The organism is Pseudomonas sp. 9AZ, assembly GCF_902506525.1.
GTDB classification, from domain to species: Bacteria; Pseudomonadota; Gammaproteobacteria; order Pseudomonadales; family Pseudomonadaceae; genus Aquipseudomonas; species Aquipseudomonas peli.
Genome location: NZ_LR733840.1, coordinates 4,056,606 through 4,076,116 on the forward strand (window position 1 = coordinate 4,056,606; position 19,511 = coordinate 4,076,116).

Genomic DNA, 19,511 nt, shown 5'->3' on the forward strand with positions numbered 1-19,511 from the left:
GCCGGGCTTGTAACTTCACTCACACTCAGCCTTGGCGCTGTTTGTGACGCGGCTCCGCGCTGCAAATGACGCGAACAACACCTTCGCGACGGATAATCTTGCAGTTACGGCACAGCTTTTTCACCGATGCACGAACTTTCATCACCAACTCCTCGAACCTTATGGACTTCAGCGCAGCATGCCGCTGCCGTAGCCCTTCAGGTTGGCTTTCTTCATCAGGGATTCGTACTGGTGCGAAACGAGGTGCGATTGTACTTGCGACATAAAGTCCATAACAACCACGACCACGATCAGCAACGAGGTCCCGCCAAGATAGAACGGTACGTTGGCAGCCACCACCAGGAACTGGGGCAACAAGCATACGGCCGTCATGTACAGAGCACCGAACATGGTCAAGCGAGTCAACACGCCATCGATATAGCGTGCCGATTGCTCACCGGGACGGATACCCGGAATAAAGGCACCGGACTTCTTCAGGTTCTCCGCTACGTCTTTCGGGTTGAACATCAACGCTGTATAGAAGAAGCAGAAGAAAACGATCCCTGCACTAAACAGCAAAATGTTCAACGGCTGACCAGGAGCGATAGCCTGTGAAATATCCTGCAGCCAGCCCATACCTTCAGACTGACCAAACCAGGCACCCAGCGAAGCCGGGAATAACAGAAGGCTGCTGGCGAAAATAGCTGGGATAACCCCCGCCATGTTCACCTTCAACGGCAAGTGGCTAGTCTGCGCAGCGAAGACCTTGCGGCCCTGCTGACGCTTGGCGTAGTGCACCGCAATGCGACGCTGACCACGCTCAATGAACACCACGAAACCGATAATCGCTACTGCCAGCAAACCGATGGCAATCAGAGCAAAGATATTGATATCACCCTGACGAGCAGACTCGAAAGACTGCCCAATCGCCGACGGCAGACCGGCCACGATGCCTGCAAAAATCAGCATCGAAATACCGTTGCCAACACCACGCTCAGTGATTTGCTCGCCCAGCCACATCATGAACATTGCACCCGCCACAAAAGTGGTGACCGCAACGAAGTGGAAGCCGAAATCGACTGTAAACGCTACGCCCTGACTGGCCAGGCCGACGGACATGCCGACTGCTTGGACAATAGCCAGGACGAGGGTGCCGTAGCGGGTGTACTGGCTAATCTTGCGACGGCCAGCTTCACCTTCCTTCTTCAACTGCTCCAGCTGCGGGCTGACAGCGGTCATGAGCTGCATGATGATCGACGCCGAAATGTACGGCATGATCCCCAGTGCAAAAATGCTCATGCGCTCCAGCGCGCCGCCGGAAAACATGTTGAACAAGCTAAGAATGGTCCCCTCATTCTGTCGAAACAGGTCCGCCAGCCGGTCCGGGTTGATACCTGGAACTGGGATGTGTGCACCTATCCGATAGACGATGATCGCCATGAACAGAAAGCGCAAACGAGCCCAGAGTTCGGACAACCCGCCATTGCTGAGCGCTGAGAGAGCACCTTGCTTAGCCATTTATTCCTCGAACTTACCGCCAGCTGCTTCGATAGCCGCGCGCGCACCTTTGGTGACGGCGATACCTTTAAGGGTGACTGCCTGAGTAACTTCACCGGACAGCATGACTTTCACACGCTGTACGTTTTGGTTGATCAGGTTGGCATCCTTCAGCGACTGCAGAGTAACAATGCCGCCTTCGATTTTATTCAGCTCGGAAGTACGCACTTGTGCGCGATCCATAGCCTTCAAAGAAACGAAACCGAACTTAGGCAGACGGCGGTGCAGAGGCTGCTGGCCGCCTTCGAAACCCGGAGCAATGGTGCCACCGGAGCGGGAGGTTTGACCTTTGTGGCCGCGGCCACCAGTCTTACCCAAACCGCTACCGATACCACGGCCCGGACGGTGCTTCTCGCGACGGGAACCCGGCGCAGGACTCAAATCGTTCAGGTACATGTATTAACCCTCGACTCGCAGCATGTAGTAAGCCTTGTTGATCATCCCGCGATTCTCGGGAGTATCCAGCACTTCTACGGTGTGACCGATGCGACGCAGACCCAGACCCTTAACGCAGAGCTTATGGTTAGGGATGCGGCCGGTCATGCTTTTGATCAGCGTGACTTTTACGGTATTAGCCATGATTAGAGAATCTCCTCGACGCTCTTGCCACGCTTAGCCGCAACAGAACCTGGCGACTGCATAGCTTTCAAACCTTTGAAAGTGGCGTACACCACGTTCACTGGGTTAGTCGAGCCGTAGCACTTAGCCAGAACGTTCTGCACGCCAGCCACTTCCAGAACGGCACGCATAGCGCCGCCGGCGATGATGCCGGTACCTTCAGAAGCAGGCTGCATGTACACCTTGGAGGCGCCATGAGCAGACTTCATTGCGTACTGCAGAGTAGTGCCGTTCAGATCAACCTGGATCATGTTGCGACGAGCAGCTTCCATCGCTTTCTGGATGGCAGCAGGCACTTCACGGGATTTGCCACGGCCGAAACCGACGCGACCCTTACCATCACCAACCACGGTCAACGCGGTGAAAGTGAAGATACGGCCACCCTTAACGGTCTTGGCAACGCGGTTAACCTGTACCAGCTTCTCGATATAGCCTTCGTCGCGCTTTTGGTCGTTATTTGCCATAACTTAGAACTCCAGCCCGCCTTCACGAGCAGCATCAGCCAGCGCCTTGACGCGGCCGTGGTACTTGAAGCCAGAACGGTCGAATGCAACCTGAGTTACACCAGCGGCTTTCGCACGCTCGGCAACCAGTTCGCCAACTTTCTTGGCCGCGTCGACGTTGCCAGTGGCGCCGTCACGCAGTGCTTTGTCCAAGGTAGAGGCGCTGGCCAGAACCTTGCTGCCGTCGGCCGAAATGACCTGGGCATAGATGTGCTGCGAAGAGCGATACACGCAGAGACGCACGGCTTCGAGCTCGTGCATTTTCAGGCGTGCTTTGCGAGCGCGACGCAGTCGAGTAACTTTTTTGTCGGTCATTTGCTATGCCCTACTTCTTCTTGGCTTCTTTACGGCGGACGACTTCGTCAGCGTAACGAACACCTTTGCCCTTATAAGGTTCAGGACGACGGAAGTCACGAATCTCCGCAGCGACCTGACCAACCAGTTGTTTGTCGACACCCTTGATCAGGATCTCGGTCTGGTTCGGGGTTTCAGCAACTACACCGTCCGGCAACTCATAGTCGATCGGATGGGAGAAGCCGAGAGCGAGGTTCAGCACCTGACCTTTGGCTTGCGCTTTGTAACCAACACCAACCAGCTGCAGCTTACGCTCGAAGCCAGTGCTAACACCGATCACCATATTGTTGACCAGGGCGCGAGTGGTACCGGCCATTGCACGAGTCTGCTGATCGCCATTGCGAGCAGCGAAACGCAGCTCACCGGCTTCTTGCAGAACTTCAACGGACGAGTGAACGTTCAGTTCGAGAGTGCCCTTGGCACCCTTTACCGAAAGCTGTTGGCCGGCGAGTTTGATCTCAACACCAGCGGGCAGCTTTACGGGGTTCTTAGCAACGCGAGACATGCTTATCCCCCCTTAGAACACTGTGCAAAGCACTTCGCCGCCGACACCGGCAGCGCGCGCAGCGCGGTCCGTCATCACACCCTTGTTGGTGGAGACGATGGATACACCGAGACCGCCACGAACTTTCGGCAGATCATCGACGGATTTGTATTGGCGAAGGCCTGGACGGCTAACGCGCTTAACTTCTTCGATAACCGGACGGCCTTCGAAGTATTTCAGCTCGATGGACAGCTGCGGCTTAACTTCACCGCTGATCTGATAACCCGCAATATAACCTTCGTCTTTCAAAACTTTGGCTACAGCCACCTTCAACGTGGAAGACGGCATGCTTACGACGGACTTTTCAGCCATCTGGGCATTACGGATACGAGTTAGCATGTCCGCTAACGGGTCCTGCATACTCATGGGCTAGACGCTCCTGATACAAAAAGAATTAGCCTTGCGGCTACAGTCGCTGAGAATTCTGAGAAAAATTGAACCCAGGCTCAGGCGAGCCGAGCATTCTAGAGACTGATCAAAAATGAATCAAGCCCCAAAGGGGCCTGATTCACAGATAAGACAAAGCCGGCACTAGGCCGGCTTTGTTTTTTACCAGCTGGCTTTAACCAGACCTGGTACATCACCACGCATTGCAGCTTCACGCAGCTTGATACGCGACAGACCGAACTTGCGATAAACGCCGTGCGGACGACCGGTAATGCGGCAGCGATTACGCAGGCGCGAAGCGCTGGCGTCACGCGGCTGCTTCTGCAGTGCAACTTGAGCTTCCCAACGCGCTTCTGGACTGGCGTTCAGATCGGCGATGGTAGCTTTCAGCTCGGCACGCTTCTTAGCGTACTTGGCTACCGTTTGCTGACGCTTCAGCTCGCGGTTTTTCATGCTGGTTTTGGCCATGATCCAACTCCAATCAGTTGCGGAACGGGAATTTGAAAGCACGCAGCAAGGCGCGACCTTCATCATCCGTACGGGCAGTGGTGGTCAGGGTAATGTCCAGACCACGCAGAGCATCGATCTTGTCGTAGTCGATTTCCGGGAAGATGATCTGCTCTTTCACGCCCATGCTGTAGTTGCCACGACCATCGAAGGACTTGGCATTCAGGCCGCGGAAGTCACGCACGCGCGGCAGGGAGATGGACAGCAGACGATCCAGGAACTCGTACATACGCTCACGGCGCAGAGTTACTTTAACGCCGATCGGCCAGCCCTCACGAACCTTGAAGCCTGCAATCGACTTACGGGCATGAGTCACAACGACTTTCTGACCGGTAATCTTTTCCAGGTCGGCAACAGCGTGCTCGATGATTTTCTTGTCACCGATTGCTTCGCCCAGGCCCATGTTAAGGGTGATCTTGGTGATACGCGGAACTTCCATCACGTTGGCAAGCTTAAGTTCTTCCTTAAGCTTGGGAGCGATTTCTTTCCGATAAATCTCTTTTAGTCGTGCCATGGTCTTCTACCTAGCAGTGTTCAAGCATCAACCGCTTTTTGGGTCGACTTGAAGACACGAATTTTTTTACCTTCTTCTACTTTGAAACCAACGCGGTCAGCCTTGTTGGTTTCGCCATTGAAGATGGCCACGTTAGAAGCGTGCAATGGCGCTTCTTTCTCGACGATACCGCCCTGAACGCCCGACATCGGGTTCGGCTTGGTATGGCGCTTCACCAGGTTGATCCCACCGACGACCAAACGGTCGTCAGCGAGAACCTTGAGCACCTTGCCACGCTTACCTTTGTCTTTACCGGCGATCACGATGATCTCGTCGTCACGACGAATCTTTTGCATGTCGGATCTCCTTAGAGCACTTCAGGGGCGAGCGAGACGATCTTCATGAACTTCTCAGTACGAAGCTCACGAGTCACTGGCCCAAAAATACGAGTGCCAATTGGCTCTTGCTTGTTGTTCAGCAGAACAGCAGCGTTGCCATCAAAGCGAATGATCGAGCCATCAGGGCGACGAACGCCGTGGCGAGTGCGGACTACAACAGCAGTCATCACTTGGCCTTTTTTCACTTTACCGCGCGGAATTGCTTCCTTAACGGTGACTTTGATGATGTCGCCGATGCCAGCATAACGGCGGTGCGAACCGCCCAGCACCTTGATACACATAACGCGACGAGCACCGCTGTTGTCAGCGACGTCGAGCATGGATTGAGTCTGAATCATATAATTTCTCCGACCCTTAGCCCTTAGACGTCCACTGCGCGTTCGAGGATCTCAACCAGCGCCCAAGACTTAGTCTTGGCAACGGGACGAGTTTCGCGAATGGAAACTTTGTCGCCGATCTTGCTCTGGTTGGTTTCGTCGTGTGCGTGCAGCTTGGTCGAACGCTTGACATATTTGCCGTAGATCGGGTGCTTAACGCGACGCTCGATCAATACGGTGATGGTCTTGTCCATCTTGTCGCTGACGACACGGCCGGTCAGCGTACGGACTGTTTTTTCGGCTTCAGCCATGATCACTTACCTGCCTGCTGGTTGAGCACAGTTTTCACACGAGCGATGTCGCGTTTAACTTGCGAGAGCAGGTGAGACTGCCCCAACTGGCCAGTTGCTTTCTGCATACGCAGATTGAACTGGTCGCGCAGCAGGCCGAGCAGTTGCTCGTTCAGCTGCTGTGCTGATTTTTCACGAAGTTCATTCGCCTTCATCACATCACCGTCCGCTTAACAAAAGTGGTGGCGAGTGGCAGCTTTGCAGCAGCCAGGGCGAAAGCCTCACGCGCCAACTCTTCGGAAACGCCTTCGATCTCATACAGGACCTTGCCTGGCTGGATCTGGGCTACCCAATATTCAACGCTACCCTTCCCTTTACCCATCCGCACTTCAAGAGGCTTCTTGGAGATCGGCTTGTCCGGGAAGACGCGAATCCAGATTTTCCCGCCACGCTTAACGTGACGAGTCAGAGCACGACGAGCGGACTCAATCTGACGGGCGGTGAGACGACCACGGGCAACAGACTTCAGAGCAAATTCGCCGAAGCTGACTTTGCTACCGCGCTGAGCCAGACCACGGTTGTGGCCGGTCATCTGCTTACGGAACTTCGTACGCTTTGGTTGCAACATTTTGCGTACTCCTTACTTAGCAGCTTTTTTACGAGGCGCAGGCGCTTGGGGTTTCAGTTCTTCTTTAAGGCCACCAATCACTTCGCCTTTGAAGATCCAAACCTTGACACCGATCACACCGTAAGTGGTGTGCGCTTCGTACGTGGCATAGTCGATATCGGCACGCAGGGTGTGCAACGGCACACGACCTTCGCGATACCATTCGGTACGTGCAATTTCAGCACCGCCGAGACGACCGCTCACTTGGATTTTGATGCCCTTGGCACCAATGCGCATGGCGTTCTGTACAGCGCGTTTCATAGCGCGACGGAACATCACACGACGCTCCAGCTGCTGAGCTACGCTCTGCGCAACCAGCATACCGTCGAGCTCCGGCTTGCGGATCTCTTCGATATTGATGTGCACAGGCACACCCATTTGCTTGGTCAGGTCCTGACGCAGCTTCTCAACATCTTCACCTTTCTTACCGATAACGATACCGGGACGAGCAGTGTGGATGGTGATACGTGCGGTTTGAGCCGGGCGAGCAATGTCGATACGGCTTACGGACGCGCTTTTTAGTTTGTCTTGGAGATACTCACGCACCTTCAGATCAGCGAACAAATAGTCCGCATAAGTCCGACCGCTGGCGTACCAGACGGAGGTGTGCTCCTTGACGATTCCCAGGCGAATGCCAATGGGATGTACTTTCTGACCCATCTGATCGACTCCGTTACTTGTCCGCAACCTTGACAGTGATATGGCAAGACCGCTTGACGATGCGATCAGCGCGGCCTTTGGCACGCGGCATGATGCGCTTCAGCGAACGCCCTTCGTTGACGAAAACGGTGCTGACCTTCAAGTCATCAACGTCTGCGCCTTCGTTGTGCTCGGCGTTGGCTACAGCCGACTCCAGCACTTTCTTGATGATCTCGGCGGCTTTCTTACTGCTGAAAGCCAGGAGGTTGAGCGCTTCGCCCACCTTCTTCCCACGAATCTGGTCAGCGACCAAGCGGGCTTTTTGGGCGGAGATGCGAGCGCCCGACAACTTAGCGGCTACTTCCATTTCCTAACCCCTTAACGCTTGGCTTTCTTGTCAGCCACGTGCCCACGATAGGTACGAGTGCCGGCAAATTCGCCCAGTTTGTGACCGACCATGTCTTCGTTCACGAGAACTGGGACATGTTGACGACCGTTATGTACAGCGATGGTCAGACCGACCATTTGTGGCAGGATCATCGAACGGCGCGACCAGGTTTTCACCGGCTTGCGATCATTCTTTTCCACCGCCACTTCGATCTTCTTCAGTAGGTGAAGATCAATAAAAGGACCTTTTTTCAGAGAACGTGGCACTGTCGTATCCCTCTATTTACTTGCGACGACGGACGATCATGTTGTCGGTGCGTTTGTTACCACGAGTCTTCGCGCCCTTCGTCGGGAAGCCCCATGGAGACACCGGATGACGACCACCAGAGGTACGACCTTCACCACCACCATGTGGGTGGTCAACCGGGTTCATGGCAACACCACGAACGGTTGGGCGAACGCCACGCCAGCGTTTGGCACCAGCTTTACCCAGCGAACGCAGGCTGTGCTCGGAGTTCGAGACTTCGCCCAGGGTCGCACGGCACTCAGCCAGTACTTTACGCATCTCACCGGAACGCAGACGCAGGGTCACGTAGACACCTTCACGCGCAATCAGCTGAGCCGAAGCACCAGCGGAACGAGCGATCTGAGCACCTTTACCCGGTTTCAGTTCGATACCGTGAACAGTGCTACCAACTGGAATGTTGCGCAGTTGCAGACTGTTGCCCGGCTTGATCGGAGCCATGATGCCAGCTACCAGCTGATCGCCAGCACTCACGCCTTTAGGGGCGATGATGTAGCGACGCTCGCCGTCTGCATACATCAGCAGAGCGATGTGTGCGGTACGGTTCGGATCGTATTCAATACGCTCGACAGTGGCTGGAATGCCATCTTTGTCGTTGCGACGGAAATCGACCAGACGGTAATGCTGCTTGTGGCCACCACCGATATGACGGGTGGTGATACGACCATTGTTGTTACGACCGCCAGTCTTCGACTTCTTCTCAAGCAGCGGAGCGTAAGGAGCGCCTTTATGCAGCTCCTGATTGACCACCTTGACCACAAAACGGCGGCCAGGGGAAGTCGGTTTGCATTTAACGATTGCCATGATGCACCCCTTCCTTACTCAGCACTGCTGGCGAAATCGAGATCTTGGCCTGGCTGAAGCGAAATGATCGCTTTCTTCCAGTCGTTACGCTTGCCCAAACCGCGAGCATTGCGCTTGGTCTTACCGAGAACATTCACGGTATTAACAGCAGCAACATTCACGCTGAACAGGCTTTCGACGGCCTTCTTGATTTCCAGCTTGGTTGCATCGGTTGCAACCTTGAAAACGAACTGACTTTTCTTGTCAGCGAGAACCGTGGCCTTCTCGGAGATGTGCGGGCCAAGCAGCACTTTAAATACGCGTTCCTGGTTCATCCCAGCAGCTCCTCGAATTTCTTCACGGCAGAAACGGTGACCAGCACCTTTTCATACGCGATCAGACTAACTGGATCGGAACCTTGCACGTCACGAACATCAACGTGTGGCAGGTTGCGAGCAGCCAGGTACAGATTCTCATCAATAGCATCGGACACGATCAGCACATCGGTCAGACCCATGCCATTCAACTTGCCCAATAGTTCTTTGGTCTTCGGAGCTTCAACGCTGAAGTCTTCGACGACGATCAAACGATCAGTACGAACCAGCTCGGCAAGAATCGAACGCAATGCAGCGCGATACATCTTCTTGTTCAGCTTTTGATCGTGATTCTGCGGACGAGCCGCGAAGGTCACACCACCGCCACGCCAGATCGGACCACGAGTGGTACCTGCACGAGCACGACCGGTACCCTTCTGACGCCATGGGCGCTTACCGCCACCGGATACGTCGGAACGAGTCTTCTGTTGCTTGCTGCCCTGACGGCCGCCAGCCATGTAGGCCACAACTGCTTGGTGAACCAGGGTCTCGTTGTATGCGCCGCCAAAAGTGGCTTCGGATACTTCGATTGCTTGAGCGCCATTTACATTTAATTGCATGTCAGCTTCCCCTTAACCGCGAGCCTTGGCCGCTGGACGTACAACCAGGTTGCCGCCAGTAGCGCCAGGAACAGCACCCTTGACCAGCAACAGATTGCGTTCAGCGTCAACCCGCACTACTTCCAGGGACTGCACGGTCACGCGCTCAGCGCCCATATGACCGGACATTTTTTTGCCCTTGAATACGCGACCCGGAGTCTGGCACTGGCCAATGGAACCCGGAACACGGTGGGACACGGAGTTACCGTGAGTGTTGTCTTGGCCGCGGAAGTTCCAACGCTTGATGGTACCGGCAAAGCCTTTACCTTTGGACTGACCGGTGACATCCACCAGTTGACCAGCTTGGAATATTTCAGCGTTGATCAGATCACCTGCCTGGTACTCGCCTTCTTCAAGACGGAATTCCATAACAGTACGACCTGCCGCGACATTCGCCTTAGCGAAGTGACCGGCTTGCGCCTTGCTGACACGTGAAGCACGACGCTCGCCGACAGTGACTTGCACTGCACGATAGCCATCGGACTCTTCAGTTTTGAACTGAGTGACGCGATTCGGCTCGATCTCAATGACCGTAACCGGAATGGAGACACCTTCTTCGGTGAAAATACGGGTCATACCCGCCTTTCGACCGACTACACCAATAGTCATGTTGTAACCTCATGAGTGTACGGGGCTTTCACCCGCTATGGCCGCCCATTTCAGAGCGTTACACGACTAAAACCTAAAGCGGTCTTAGCCGAGGCTGATCTGCACTTCCACACCAGCCGCAAGATCAAGCTTCATCAGCGCATCAACGGTTTTATCCGTTGGCTGGACGATGTCCAGAACACGCTTATGAGTACGGATCTCGAACTGATCACGCGCGTCTTTGTTGACGTGTGGCGAGGTCAGAACGGTGAACCGCTCTTTGCGGGTAGGCAGAGGAATAGGACCACGCACCTGAGCACCAGTACGTTTCGCGGTTTCCACGATTTCCTGGGTTGATTGATCGATCAGGCGATGGTCAAAAGCCTTCAACCGAATACGGATTTGTTGGTTTTGCATTTTGACCTCAGATTCCAAGCTGCTATTCCCAACGGACGCAATACGCCCGTTAAAAGGAGGCGTGATTCTATAGACGCCCCTAGCAGGTGTCAACCCAATAAAAAAGCCCCCGCAAGCGGGGGCTTTTTCTCAAACCATCACTTACGCGATGATCTTGGCTACGACGCCAGCGCCGACGGTACGACCGCCTTCACGAATAGCGAAACGCAGACCTTCTTCCATTGCGATGGTCTTGATCAGAGTGACAGTCATCTGGATGTTGTCACCTGGCATTACCATCTCAACGCCTTCCGGCAGTTCGCAGTTACCAGTTACGTCAGTAGTACGGAAGTAGAACTGAGGACGGTAGCCTTTGAAGAACGGAGTGTGACGACCGCCTTCTTCTTTGCTCAACACATACACTTCTGCAGTGAAGGTGGTGTGCGGCTTAACCGAACCTGGCTTGACCAGAACCTGGCCACGCTCTACGTCGTCACGCTTGGTGCCGCGCAGCAGAACGCCGCAGTTCTCGCCAGCACGACCTTCGTCGAGCAGCTTGCGGAACATTTCAACACCGGTACAGGTGGTCTTGGTGGTGTCACGCAGACCAACGATCTCGATTTCTTCCTGGATCTTGACGATACCGCGCTCGATACGACCAGTTACCACGGTGCCACGGCCGGAGATCGAGAATACGTCTTCGATTGGCATCAGGAACGGCTTGTCGATTGCACGAACTGGCTCTGGGATGTAGCTATCCAGAGTTTCAACCAGCTTCTTAACAGCGCTGGTGCCCATTTCGTTGTCGTCTTGGCCGTTCAGAGCCATCAGAGCAGAACCGATGATGATTGGAGTGTCGTCGCCTGGGAAATCGTAAGTGCTGAGCAGGTCGCGCACTTCCATTTCAACCAGTTCCAGCAGCTCAGCGTCGTCAACCATGTCAGCCTTGTTCAGGAAGACAACGATGTACGGAACGCCTACCTGACGGGACAGCAGGATGTGCTCACGAGTTTGCGGCATCGGACCATCAGCGGCCGAGCAAACCAGGATAGCGCCGTCCATCTGCGCAGCACCGGTGATCATGTTTTTTACGTAGTCGGCGTGACCTGGGCAGTCAACGTGTGCGTAGTGACGCACGGACGAATCGTATTCAACGTGAGCGGTGTTGATGGTGATACCGCGAGCTTTTTCTTCTGGGGCGCTGTCGATCTTGTCGAAGTCAACCTTGGCCGAACCGAATACTTCGGAGCAGACGCGGGTCAGAGCAGCGGTCAGAGTGGTTTTACCGTGGTCAACGTGACCGATAGTGCCAACGTTGACGTGCGGTTTGTTACGTTCAAATTTTTCTTTAGCCACGACAATTAACTCCTAGCTTAAAGGGGCTGAATCAGCCTTGTTTTTTGGTTACCGACTCGACGATGTGCGACGGAGCCGTATTGTATTTTTTGAATTCCATGGAGTAGCTTGCGCGACCCTGAGACATGGAACGGACGTCGGTCGCATAACCGAACATCTCACCCAGCGGAACTTCAGCACGAATCACCTTGCCGGAGATCGTGTCTTCCATACCCAGGATCATGCCACGACGACGGTTAAGGTCGCCCATCACATCACCCATGTAGTCTTCTGGGGTAACAACTTCTACCGCCATGATCGGCTCGAGCAACTCACCACCACCCTTCTGGGCCAGTTGCTTGGTCGCCATGGAAGCAGCCACCTTGAACGCCATCTCGTTGGAGTCGACGTCGTGGTAGGAACCATCGAACACGGTAGCCTTCAGGCCGATCAGCGGATAACCGGCAACAACGCCGTTCTTCATCTGCTCTTCGATACCCTTCTGGATCGCCGGGATGTATTCCTTCGGAATCACACCACCTACGACTTCGTTCAGGAACTGCAGACCTTCCTGACCTTCGTCAGCAGGTGCAAAGCGGACCCAGCAGTGACCGAACTGACCACGACCACCGGACTGACGAACGAACTTGCCTTCGATTTCACAGCTCTTCGTGATGCGCTCACGATAAGAAACCTGAGGCTTACCGATGTTGGCTTCGACGTTGAACTCGCGGCGCATGCGGTCGACCAGGATGTCCAGGTGCAACTCACCCATACCGGAGATGATCGTCTGACCAGTCTCTTCATCAGTTTTGACGCGGAAAGACGGGTCTTCCTGAGCAAGCTTGCCCAGTGCGATACCCATTTTCTCCTGGTCGTCCTTAGTCTTAGGCTCTACGGCAACCGAGATAACCGGCTCCGGGAAGTCCATGCGAACCAGGATGATTGGCTTGTCAGCGTTGCACAGAGTCTCACCAGTGGTGACGTCCTTCATGCCGATCAAGGCCGCGATGTCACCAGCGCGCACTTCCTTGATCTCTTCGCGAGCGTTTGCGTGCATTTGCACCATACGACCCACGCGCTCTTTCTTACCTTTAACCGAGTTGATCACGCCGTCGCCGGATGCCAACACGCCCGAGTAAACGCGGACGAAGGTCAAGGTACCCACGAATGGGTCGGTAGCGATCTTGAACGCCAGCGCCGCGAACGGCTCGTCATCACTTGCATGACGCTCCATTTCCTCTTCCTCGTTATCTGGGTTGGAACCCTTGATAGCAGGAATGTCGGTAGGAGCAGGCAGGAAGTCGATAACGGCGTCGAGAACCAGGGGAACACCCTTGTTCTTGAAGGAAGAACCGCAAACAGCCAGAACGATTTCGCCAGCGATAGTACGCTGACGCAGAGCGCCCTTAATTTCTTCGATGGTGAGTTCTTCACCTTCGAGGTATTTGTTCATCAGCTCTTCGTTGGCTTCGGCCGCAGCCTCAACCATGTTGCCGCGCCACTTCTCGGCTTCTTCCAGCAATTCAGCTGGAATGTCCTTGCGAACAGGGACCATACCTTTGTCGGCATCGTTCCAGTAGACAGCTTGCATGTTGATCAGATCGATCTGACCCTGGAAGTTGTCTTCTGCACCGATGGCCAGCTGGATCGGCACCGGGGTGTGACCCAGACGCTGCTTGATCTGGCCGATAACGCGCAGGAAGTCAGCACCAGCACGGTCCATCTTGTTGACGTAAACAAGACGTGGAACACCGTACTTGTTGGCCTGACGCCATACGGTTTCCGACTGAGGCTCAACGCCCGAAGTACCGCAGAACACAACGACCGCGCCATCGAGTACACGCAGCGAACGCTCAACTTCAATGGTGAAGTCAACGTGGCCGGGGGTATCAATTACGTTGAAGCGATGCTCATCTTTGTACTGCTTCTCGGAACCTTTCCAGAAGGCGGTAATAGCAGCCGAAGTGATGGTAATACCACGCTCCTGCTCCTGCACCATCCAGTCTGTGGTCGCGGCGCCGTCATGCACCTCGCCCATCTTGTGGCTTTTGCCTGTATAGAAAAGCACACGCTCAGTGGTCGTGGTTTTACCCGCGTCCACGTGAGCCACGATACCGATGTTACGGTAACGGTTAATCGGTGTAGTACGAGCCATAAAGCCCTCGCAAATTTAGAAGCGCGATAATTAGAAGCGGTAGTGCGAGAAAGCCTTGTTGGCTTCAGCCATACGGTGCACGTCTTCACGCTTCTTAACTGCAGCACCTTTGCCTTCAGCGGCATCCAGCAACTCACCAGCCAAACGCAGAGCCATAGACTTCTCGCCACGCTTACGGGCGAAATCTACCAGCCAGCGCATGGCAAGAGCATTACGACGGGACGGACGAACTTCGACCGGAACCTGGTAAGTAGCACCACCTACACGGCGCGACTTCACTTCGACCAGCGGAGCGATGGCGTCGAGAGCTTTCTCGAAGATTTCCAGGGGATCGCTGTTCTTACGCTCTTTAACCTTGTCCAGGGCGCCATAAACAATACGCTCGGCAACGGCTTTCTTGCCGCTTTCCATCACGTGGTTCATGAACTTGGCCAGGATTTGGCTTCCGTATTTTGGATCATCAAGCACTTCGCGCTTGGCTGCTACACGACGTCTTGGCATGTGATAAGCCCTCAAACGGTCTTCAGGTTAGCTCGGGACCGCATTGCGCCCGACCTTACTCTTATCGACTCAGAAAATTAGAAATTCGCAATTCAGTACAACCGCCGATTACTTCGGACGCTTGGTACCGTACTTCGAACGACCCTGCTTACGGTCTTTAACGCCGGAGGTATCCAGCGAACCGCGCACGGTGTGATAACGCACACCTGGCAAGTCTTTTACACGGCCGCCGCGAATCAGTACGACGCTGTGTTCTTGCAGGTTGTGGCCTTCACCGCCGATGTACGAGGAAACCTCGAAACCGTTGGTCAGGCGTACACGGCATACTTTACGCAGTGCCGAGTTAGGTTTTTTCGGCGTAGTGGTATACACGCGAGTGCACACACCACGACGCTGCGGGCAGTTCTGCAGCGCAGGCACGTCGGATTTCTCGACGATACGCTTACGCGGCTGACGTACCAGCTGGTTGATAGTTGCCATCTTAAGCTCCACTGTTGTCTTGCGACGCTATTGCCCTACAAACAAAATGGCAGAGCACGTGCCCTGCCAAATTTAGGGGTGCATGAGTCTAAAGAGACTCACCGCCCCAGTCAAGACAAAGCCCCGCTAGCGAACTAGCGGGGCTTTGAACTTAATTGCTGCTGGAGTTCAGCGCTTCGGTCAGTGCGGCTTCCACTTCACTGGCGCTGACACGTACCGGCTGAGCCGCATCACGCTTACGCTTACGCTCGCTGTGATACGCCAGACCGGTACCGGCTGGGATCAGACGACCCACAACCACGTTTTCTTTCAGACCACGTAGGTAGTCGCGCTTGCCAGTAACCGCCGCCTCGGTAAGAACGCGAGTGGTTTCCTGGAAAGATGCCGCCGAGATAAACGACTCGGTGGACAACGACGCCTTGGTGATACCCAGCAGAACGCGGGTGTACTTGGCAACGAACTTGTCTTCTGCAGCCAGACGCTCGTTTTCACCCAGTACCGCGGTCAACTCCATCTGGTCGCCCTTGATGAAGGAGGAATCGCCCGACTCAGCCACTTCAACCTTGCGCAACATCTGACGCAGGATGGTTTCGATGTGCTTGTCGTTGATCTTCACGCCCTGCAGGCGGTAAACGTCCTGAATCTCGTTAACGATGTACTTGGCCAACGCACTGACACCCAGCAAACGCAGGATATCGTGCGGGTCGCTAGGACCGTCGGAGATGACTTCACCCTTGTTGACCTGCTCACCCTCGAACACGTTCAGGTGACGCCACTTCGGAATCAGCTCCTCATACGGATCGCTACCGTCGTTCGGGGTAATAACCAGACGGCGTTTGCCTTTGGTCTCTTTACCGAACGCGATGGTGCCGCTGATTTCCGCCAGAATCGAAGCTTCTTTCGGACGACGCGCTTCGAACAAGTCGGCAACGCGCGGCAGACCACCGGTGATGTCACGGGTCTTCGAAGTTTCTTGCGGAATACGAGCGATAACATCACCGATCGCGATCTGCGCACCGTTCGCCACACCCACCAGGGCGTTGGCCGGCAGGAAATACTGAGCCAGTACGTCGGTACCTGGCAGCAGCAGATCCTTACCATCTTCGCCAACCATCTTCACCGCAGGACGAATGTCCTTGCCGGCAGCCGGACGATCTTTCGGATCGAGGACTTCGATGTTGGTCAAACCAGTCAATTCGTCCGTCTGACGCTTGATGGTGATGCCTTCTTCCATGCCCACGTAGGTCACGGTACCTTTCATTTCGGTAACGATCGGGTGGGTGTGCGGGTCCCACTTGGCGACGATGGCGCCAGCATCAACCTTGTCGCCTTCCTTCACGGAAATCACAGCACCGTATGGCAGCTTGTAACGCTCGCGCTCACGACCGAACTCGTCAGCAATCGCCAGCTCACCGGAACGGGAAACCGCTACCAGGTTACCGTCAAGACGCTCAACGTGCTTCAGGTTGTGCAGACGAATCGCACCGCCATTCTTCACTTGTACGCTGTCAGCAGCCGAGGTCCGGCTAGCCGCACCACCAATGTGGAACGTACGCATGGTCAGCTGGGTACCCGGCTCACCGATCGACTGAGCAGCGATAACGCCGACTGCTTCACCGATATTGATCTGGTGACCACGGGCCAGGTCGCGACCGTAGCACTTGGCGCAGATCCCGTAGCGGGTTTCACAGCTAATCGGCGAACGTACGATCACTTCGTCGATGCTGTTCAGCTCGATGAATTCAACCCACTGCTCATCAACCAAGGTACCAGCCGGAACCAGAAGCTCCTCGGTGCCAGGCTTGAACACGTCACGGGCGATGACACGACCCAGTACACGCTCACCCAGCGGCTCAACTACGTCACCGCCTTCAATGTGCGGCGTCATCAGCAGGCCATGCTCGGTGCCGCAATCGATTGCGGTAACCACCAGATCCTGTGCCACGTCTACCAGACGACGAGTCAGGTAACCGGAGTTAGCAGTTTTCAACGCGGTATCCGCAAGACCCTTACGAGCACCGTGCGTCGAGATGAAGTACTGCAGAACCGACAGACCTTCGCGGAAGTTCGCGGTGATCGGCGTTTCGATGATCGAACCGTCTGGCTTGGCCATCAGACCACGCATACCAGCGAGCTGACGGATCTGCGCAGCAGAACCCCGCGCGCCGGAGTCGGCCATCATGTACATCGAGTTGAACGACTCTTGCTCAACGGTTTTGCCTTCGCGATCAACCACTTTCTCTTTCGAGAGGTTGGCCATCATCGCTTTGGACACTTCGTCGTTAGCCTTGGACCAGAGGTCGATCACCTTGTTGTACTTCTCGCCCTGGGTTACCAGGCCGGAGGCGTACTGCGATTCGATCTCTTTAACTTCTTCGGTGGCGGCGTCAATGATGCGCGCCTTCTCATCCGGGATAACGAAGTCGTTCACGCCGATCGACACACCAGAGATGGTCGAGTAAGCGAAACCGGTGTACATCAGCTGGTCAGCGAAGATAACGGTGTCTTTCAAGCCAACGGTGCGGTAGCACTGGTTGATCAGCTTGGAGATCGCCTTCTTCTTCATCGACTGGTTGACCACGTCATACGACAGGCCATCCGGCACGATCTGGAACAGCAACGCACGGCCGACAGTGGTGTCGACGATACGGGTGTTCTTGGTGATGGTGCCGTCGCGGTCTTTGATCACTTCGTTGATGCGCACTTTTACGCGAGCATGCAGCGAGGCTTCGCCACCACGGAAAACCCGGTCAACTTCCTGCAGGTCAGCGAATACGCGGCCTTCGCCCTTGGCGTTGATCGCTTCGCGGGTCATGTAATACAGACCCAGTACCACGTCCTGCGAAGGAACGATGATTGGCTCACCGTTGGCAGGCGACAGGATGTTGTTGGTCGACATCATCAGTGCGCGCGCTTCCAGCTGGGCTTCCAGCGTCAGCGGTACGTGCACGGCCATCTGGTCACCGTCGAAGTCGGCGTTGTACGCGGCGCAGACCAGCGGGTGCAGCTGAATCGCTTTACCTTCGATCAGAACCGGTTCAAACGCCTGGATGCCCAGACGGTGAAGGGTTGGTGCACGGTTGAGCAGCACTGGGTGTTCGCGAATCACTTCGGCGAGAACGTCCCAAACCTCTGGCAGCTCGCGCTCGACCATCTTCTTGGCAGCCTTGATGGTGGTCGCCAGACCACGCATTTCCAGCTTGCCGAAAATGAACGGCTTGAACAGCTCGAGCGCCATCTTCTTCGGCAGACCGCACTGGTGCAGACGCAGAGTCGGGCCCACGGTAATAACGGAACGACCGGAGTAGTCCACGCGCTTACCGAGCAAGTTCTGACGGAAACGACCTTGCTTACCCTTGATCATGTCAGCCAAGGACTTCAGCGGACGCTTGTTCGAGCCAGTGATGGCGCGACCGCGACGGCCGTTGTCAAGCAGGGCGTCGACCGCTTCCTGCAGCATGCGCTTTTCGTTGCGCACGATGATGTCCGGTGCGGACAGATCGAGCAGGCGCTTGAGGCGGTTGTTACGGTTGATCACGCGGCGATACAGATCGTTGAGATCCGAAGTCGCGAAACGGCCACCGTCGAGCGGAACCAGCGGACGCAGATCTGGCGGCAGAACCGGCAGAACGGTCAACACCATCCACTCAGGCAGGTTGCCCGAACCGAGGAAAGCTTCCATCAGCTTCAGACGCTTGGACAGCTTCTTGATCTTGGTTTCCGAGTTGGTTTGCGGAATTTCTTCGCGCAGACGGCCAATCTCGTGCTCCAAGTCGATCGCGTGCAGCAGTTCGCGAACGGCTTCAGCACCCATGCGGGCGTCGAAGTCATCACCGAACTCTTCGAGGGCTTCGAAGTACTGCTCGTCGTTCAGCAGCTGGCCTTTTTCAAGGGTGGTCATGCCTGGGTCGATAACGACATAGCTCTCGAAGTAGAGAACGCGTTCGATATCACGCAGGGTCATGTCCATCAGCAAACCGATACGGCTTGGCAGCGATTTCAAGAACCAGATGTGGGCAACCGGCGAAGCCAGTTCGATGTGCGCCATGCGCTCACGACGAACCTTGGCCAGTGCAACTTCAACGCCGCACTTCTCGCAGATCACGCCGCGATGCTTCAAGCGCTTGTACTTACCGCACAGGCACTCGTAATCCTTTACCGGGCCAAAGATCTTGGCGCAGAACAGGCCGTCACGCTCAGGCTTGAACGTACGGTAGTTGATGGTTTCCGGCTTTTTAACTTCACCGAACGACCACGAACGGATCATCTCAGGCGAAGCAAGGCCGATGCGAATAGCATCGAACTCTTCGACTTGACCCTGGTTTTTCAGCAAATTCAGTAGGTCTTTCAAGG

The 19,511-nt window shown here is 55.2% G+C and carries 28 protein-coding genes; all 28 read right to left on the bottom strand.

All coding sequences use genetic code 11. The features are described from left to right. Positions 1-25: 25 nt before the first annotated feature. Positions 26-142 (bottom strand): 50S ribosomal protein L36, encoded by a 117-nt coding sequence (gene rpmJ / locus ALTER154_RS18790; protein WP_002555468.1) that lies wholly within the window; start codon positions 140-142, stop codon positions 26-28. A 26-nt stretch (positions 143-168) separates the two neighbouring features. Then, positions 169-1,497, bottom strand: coding sequence for a preprotein translocase subunit SecY (secY, locus tag ALTER154_RS18795; RefSeq protein ID WP_090255788.1), 1,329 nt, complete (start codon positions 1,495-1,497; stop codon positions 169-171). Beyond that, the gene (gene rplO, locus ALTER154_RS18800) at positions 1,498-1,932 is read right to left on the bottom strand and encodes a 50S ribosomal protein L15 (protein WP_090243121.1); all 435 of its coding nucleotides are present in this window, start codon (positions 1,930-1,932) and stop codon (positions 1,498-1,500) included. Positions 1,933-1,935: 3 nt separating this feature from the next. After that, positions 1,936-2,115, bottom strand: coding sequence for a 50S ribosomal protein L30 (gene rpmD, locus ALTER154_RS18805; RefSeq protein ID WP_079204534.1), 180 nt, complete (start codon positions 2,113-2,115; stop codon positions 1,936-1,938). 2 nt (positions 2,116-2,117) lie between these two features. Beyond that, a complete protein-coding gene (gene rpsE, locus ALTER154_RS18810) occupies positions 2,118-2,618 on the bottom strand; it encodes a 30S ribosomal protein S5 (RefSeq protein WP_090255789.1) in 501 nt (166 codons plus the stop codon). 3 nt (positions 2,619-2,621) lie between these two features. Then, complete coding sequence (gene rplR / locus ALTER154_RS18815; protein ID WP_003293038.1) at positions 2,622-2,972, bottom strand: 50S ribosomal protein L18; 351 nt, start codon at positions 2,970-2,972, stop codon at positions 2,622-2,624. A gap of 10 nt (positions 2,973-2,982) precedes the next feature. After that, on the bottom strand, positions 2,983-3,516 hold the full coding sequence (gene rplF / locus ALTER154_RS18820; protein ID WP_160089362.1) for a 50S ribosomal protein L6: 534 nt from the start codon (positions 3,514-3,516) through the stop codon (positions 2,983-2,985). Positions 3,517-3,528: 12 nt separating this feature from the next. After that, complete coding sequence (gene rpsH / locus ALTER154_RS18825) at positions 3,529-3,921, bottom strand: 30S ribosomal protein S8 (RefSeq protein WP_069519903.1); 393 nt, start codon at positions 3,919-3,921, stop codon at positions 3,529-3,531. A gap of 183 nt (positions 3,922-4,104) precedes the next feature. Then, the gene (rpsN, locus tag ALTER154_RS18830; protein ID WP_090243102.1) at positions 4,105-4,410 is read right to left on the bottom strand and encodes a 30S ribosomal protein S14; all 306 of its coding nucleotides are present in this window, start codon (positions 4,408-4,410) and stop codon (positions 4,105-4,107) included. 13 nt (positions 4,411-4,423) lie between these two features. Next, positions 4,424-4,963, bottom strand: a complete 540-nt coding sequence (gene rplE / locus ALTER154_RS18835; RefSeq protein WP_090255796.1) for a 50S ribosomal protein L5 — start codon at positions 4,961-4,963, stop codon at positions 4,424-4,426. Between the two features lie 20 nt (positions 4,964-4,983). Then, positions 4,984-5,298 (bottom strand): 50S ribosomal protein L24, encoded by a 315-nt coding sequence (gene rplX / locus ALTER154_RS18840; protein ID WP_008374158.1) that lies wholly within the window; start codon positions 5,296-5,298, stop codon positions 4,984-4,986. An 11-nt stretch (positions 5,299-5,309) separates the two neighbouring features. Continuing rightward, a complete protein-coding gene (gene rplN, locus ALTER154_RS18845; RefSeq protein WP_003281831.1) occupies positions 5,310-5,678 on the bottom strand; it encodes a 50S ribosomal protein L14 in 369 nt (122 codons plus the stop codon). 23 nt (positions 5,679-5,701) lie between these two features. After that, on the bottom strand, positions 5,702-5,968 hold the full coding sequence (rpsQ, locus tag ALTER154_RS18850; protein ID WP_090255823.1) for a 30S ribosomal protein S17: 267 nt from the start codon (positions 5,966-5,968) through the stop codon (positions 5,702-5,704). A 2-nt stretch (positions 5,969-5,970) separates the two neighbouring features. Beyond that, positions 5,971-6,162 (bottom strand): 50S ribosomal protein L29, encoded by a 192-nt coding sequence (gene rpmC / locus ALTER154_RS18855; protein WP_002555481.1) that lies wholly within the window; start codon positions 6,160-6,162, stop codon positions 5,971-5,973. Further along, positions 6,162-6,575, bottom strand: a complete 414-nt coding sequence (gene rplP / locus ALTER154_RS18860) for a 50S ribosomal protein L16 (protein WP_090255798.1) — start codon at positions 6,573-6,575, stop codon at positions 6,162-6,164. Before rplP ends, rpmC begins: the two co-directional genes overlap by 1 nt. Positions 6,576-6,587: 12 nt before the next feature. Continuing rightward, the gene (gene rpsC / locus ALTER154_RS18865; RefSeq protein ID WP_069519907.1) at positions 6,588-7,274 is read right to left on the bottom strand and encodes a 30S ribosomal protein S3; all 687 of its coding nucleotides are present in this window, start codon (positions 7,272-7,274) and stop codon (positions 6,588-6,590) included. 13 nt (positions 7,275-7,287) lie between these two features. Then, positions 7,288-7,620, bottom strand: a complete 333-nt coding sequence (gene rplV / locus ALTER154_RS18870) for a 50S ribosomal protein L22 (RefSeq protein WP_003210077.1) — start codon at positions 7,618-7,620, stop codon at positions 7,288-7,290. An 11-nt stretch (positions 7,621-7,631) separates the two neighbouring features. After that, entirely contained in the window at positions 7,632-7,907 is a 276-nt protein-coding gene (gene rpsS / locus ALTER154_RS18875) for a 30S ribosomal protein S19 (RefSeq protein WP_010486981.1), read from the bottom strand. Positions 7,908-7,923: 16 nt separating this feature from the next. Continuing rightward, entirely contained in the window at positions 7,924-8,748 is an 825-nt protein-coding gene (gene rplB, locus ALTER154_RS18880) for a 50S ribosomal protein L2 (RefSeq protein ID WP_090255801.1), read from the bottom strand. Between the two features lie 14 nt (positions 8,749-8,762). Further along, positions 8,763-9,062, bottom strand: coding sequence for a 50S ribosomal protein L23 (rplW, locus tag ALTER154_RS18885; RefSeq protein ID WP_160089364.1), 300 nt, complete (start codon positions 9,060-9,062; stop codon positions 8,763-8,765). Next, entirely contained in the window at positions 9,059-9,661 is a 603-nt protein-coding gene (gene rplD, locus ALTER154_RS18890) for a 50S ribosomal protein L4 (protein ID WP_090255805.1), read from the bottom strand. Before rplD ends, rplW begins: the two co-directional genes overlap by 4 nt. 12 nt (positions 9,662-9,673) lie before the next feature. Beyond that, entirely contained in the window at positions 9,674-10,309 is a 636-nt protein-coding gene (gene rplC, locus ALTER154_RS18895; RefSeq protein WP_090255807.1) for a 50S ribosomal protein L3, read from the bottom strand. Between the two features lie 84 nt (positions 10,310-10,393). Next, on the bottom strand, positions 10,394-10,705 hold the full coding sequence (rpsJ, locus tag ALTER154_RS18900) for a 30S ribosomal protein S10 (protein WP_010486970.1): 312 nt from the start codon (positions 10,703-10,705) through the stop codon (positions 10,394-10,396). Positions 10,706-10,846: 141 nt separating this feature from the next. Then, on the bottom strand, positions 10,847-12,040 hold the full coding sequence (gene tuf / locus ALTER154_RS18905; RefSeq protein ID WP_090377379.1) for an elongation factor Tu: 1,194 nt from the start codon (positions 12,038-12,040) through the stop codon (positions 10,847-10,849). A gap of 31 nt (positions 12,041-12,071) precedes the next feature. Beyond that, the gene (gene fusA / locus ALTER154_RS18910) at positions 12,072-14,177 is read right to left on the bottom strand and encodes an elongation factor G (RefSeq protein WP_090256283.1); all 2,106 of its coding nucleotides are present in this window, start codon (positions 14,175-14,177) and stop codon (positions 12,072-12,074) included. Between the two features lie 30 nt (positions 14,178-14,207). Then, positions 14,208-14,678, bottom strand: a complete 471-nt coding sequence (gene rpsG, locus ALTER154_RS18915; protein WP_010490886.1) for a 30S ribosomal protein S7 — start codon at positions 14,676-14,678, stop codon at positions 14,208-14,210. A 108-nt stretch (positions 14,679-14,786) separates the two neighbouring features. Then, entirely contained in the window at positions 14,787-15,158 is a 372-nt protein-coding gene (rpsL, locus tag ALTER154_RS18920; RefSeq protein ID WP_003463319.1) for a 30S ribosomal protein S12, read from the bottom strand. A 151-nt stretch (positions 15,159-15,309) separates the two neighbouring features. Further along, positions 15,310-19,509, bottom strand: coding sequence for a DNA-directed RNA polymerase subunit beta' (rpoC, locus tag ALTER154_RS18925; RefSeq protein ID WP_090256282.1), 4,200 nt, complete (start codon positions 19,507-19,509; stop codon positions 15,310-15,312). Positions 19,510-19,511: the final 2 nt, after the last annotated feature.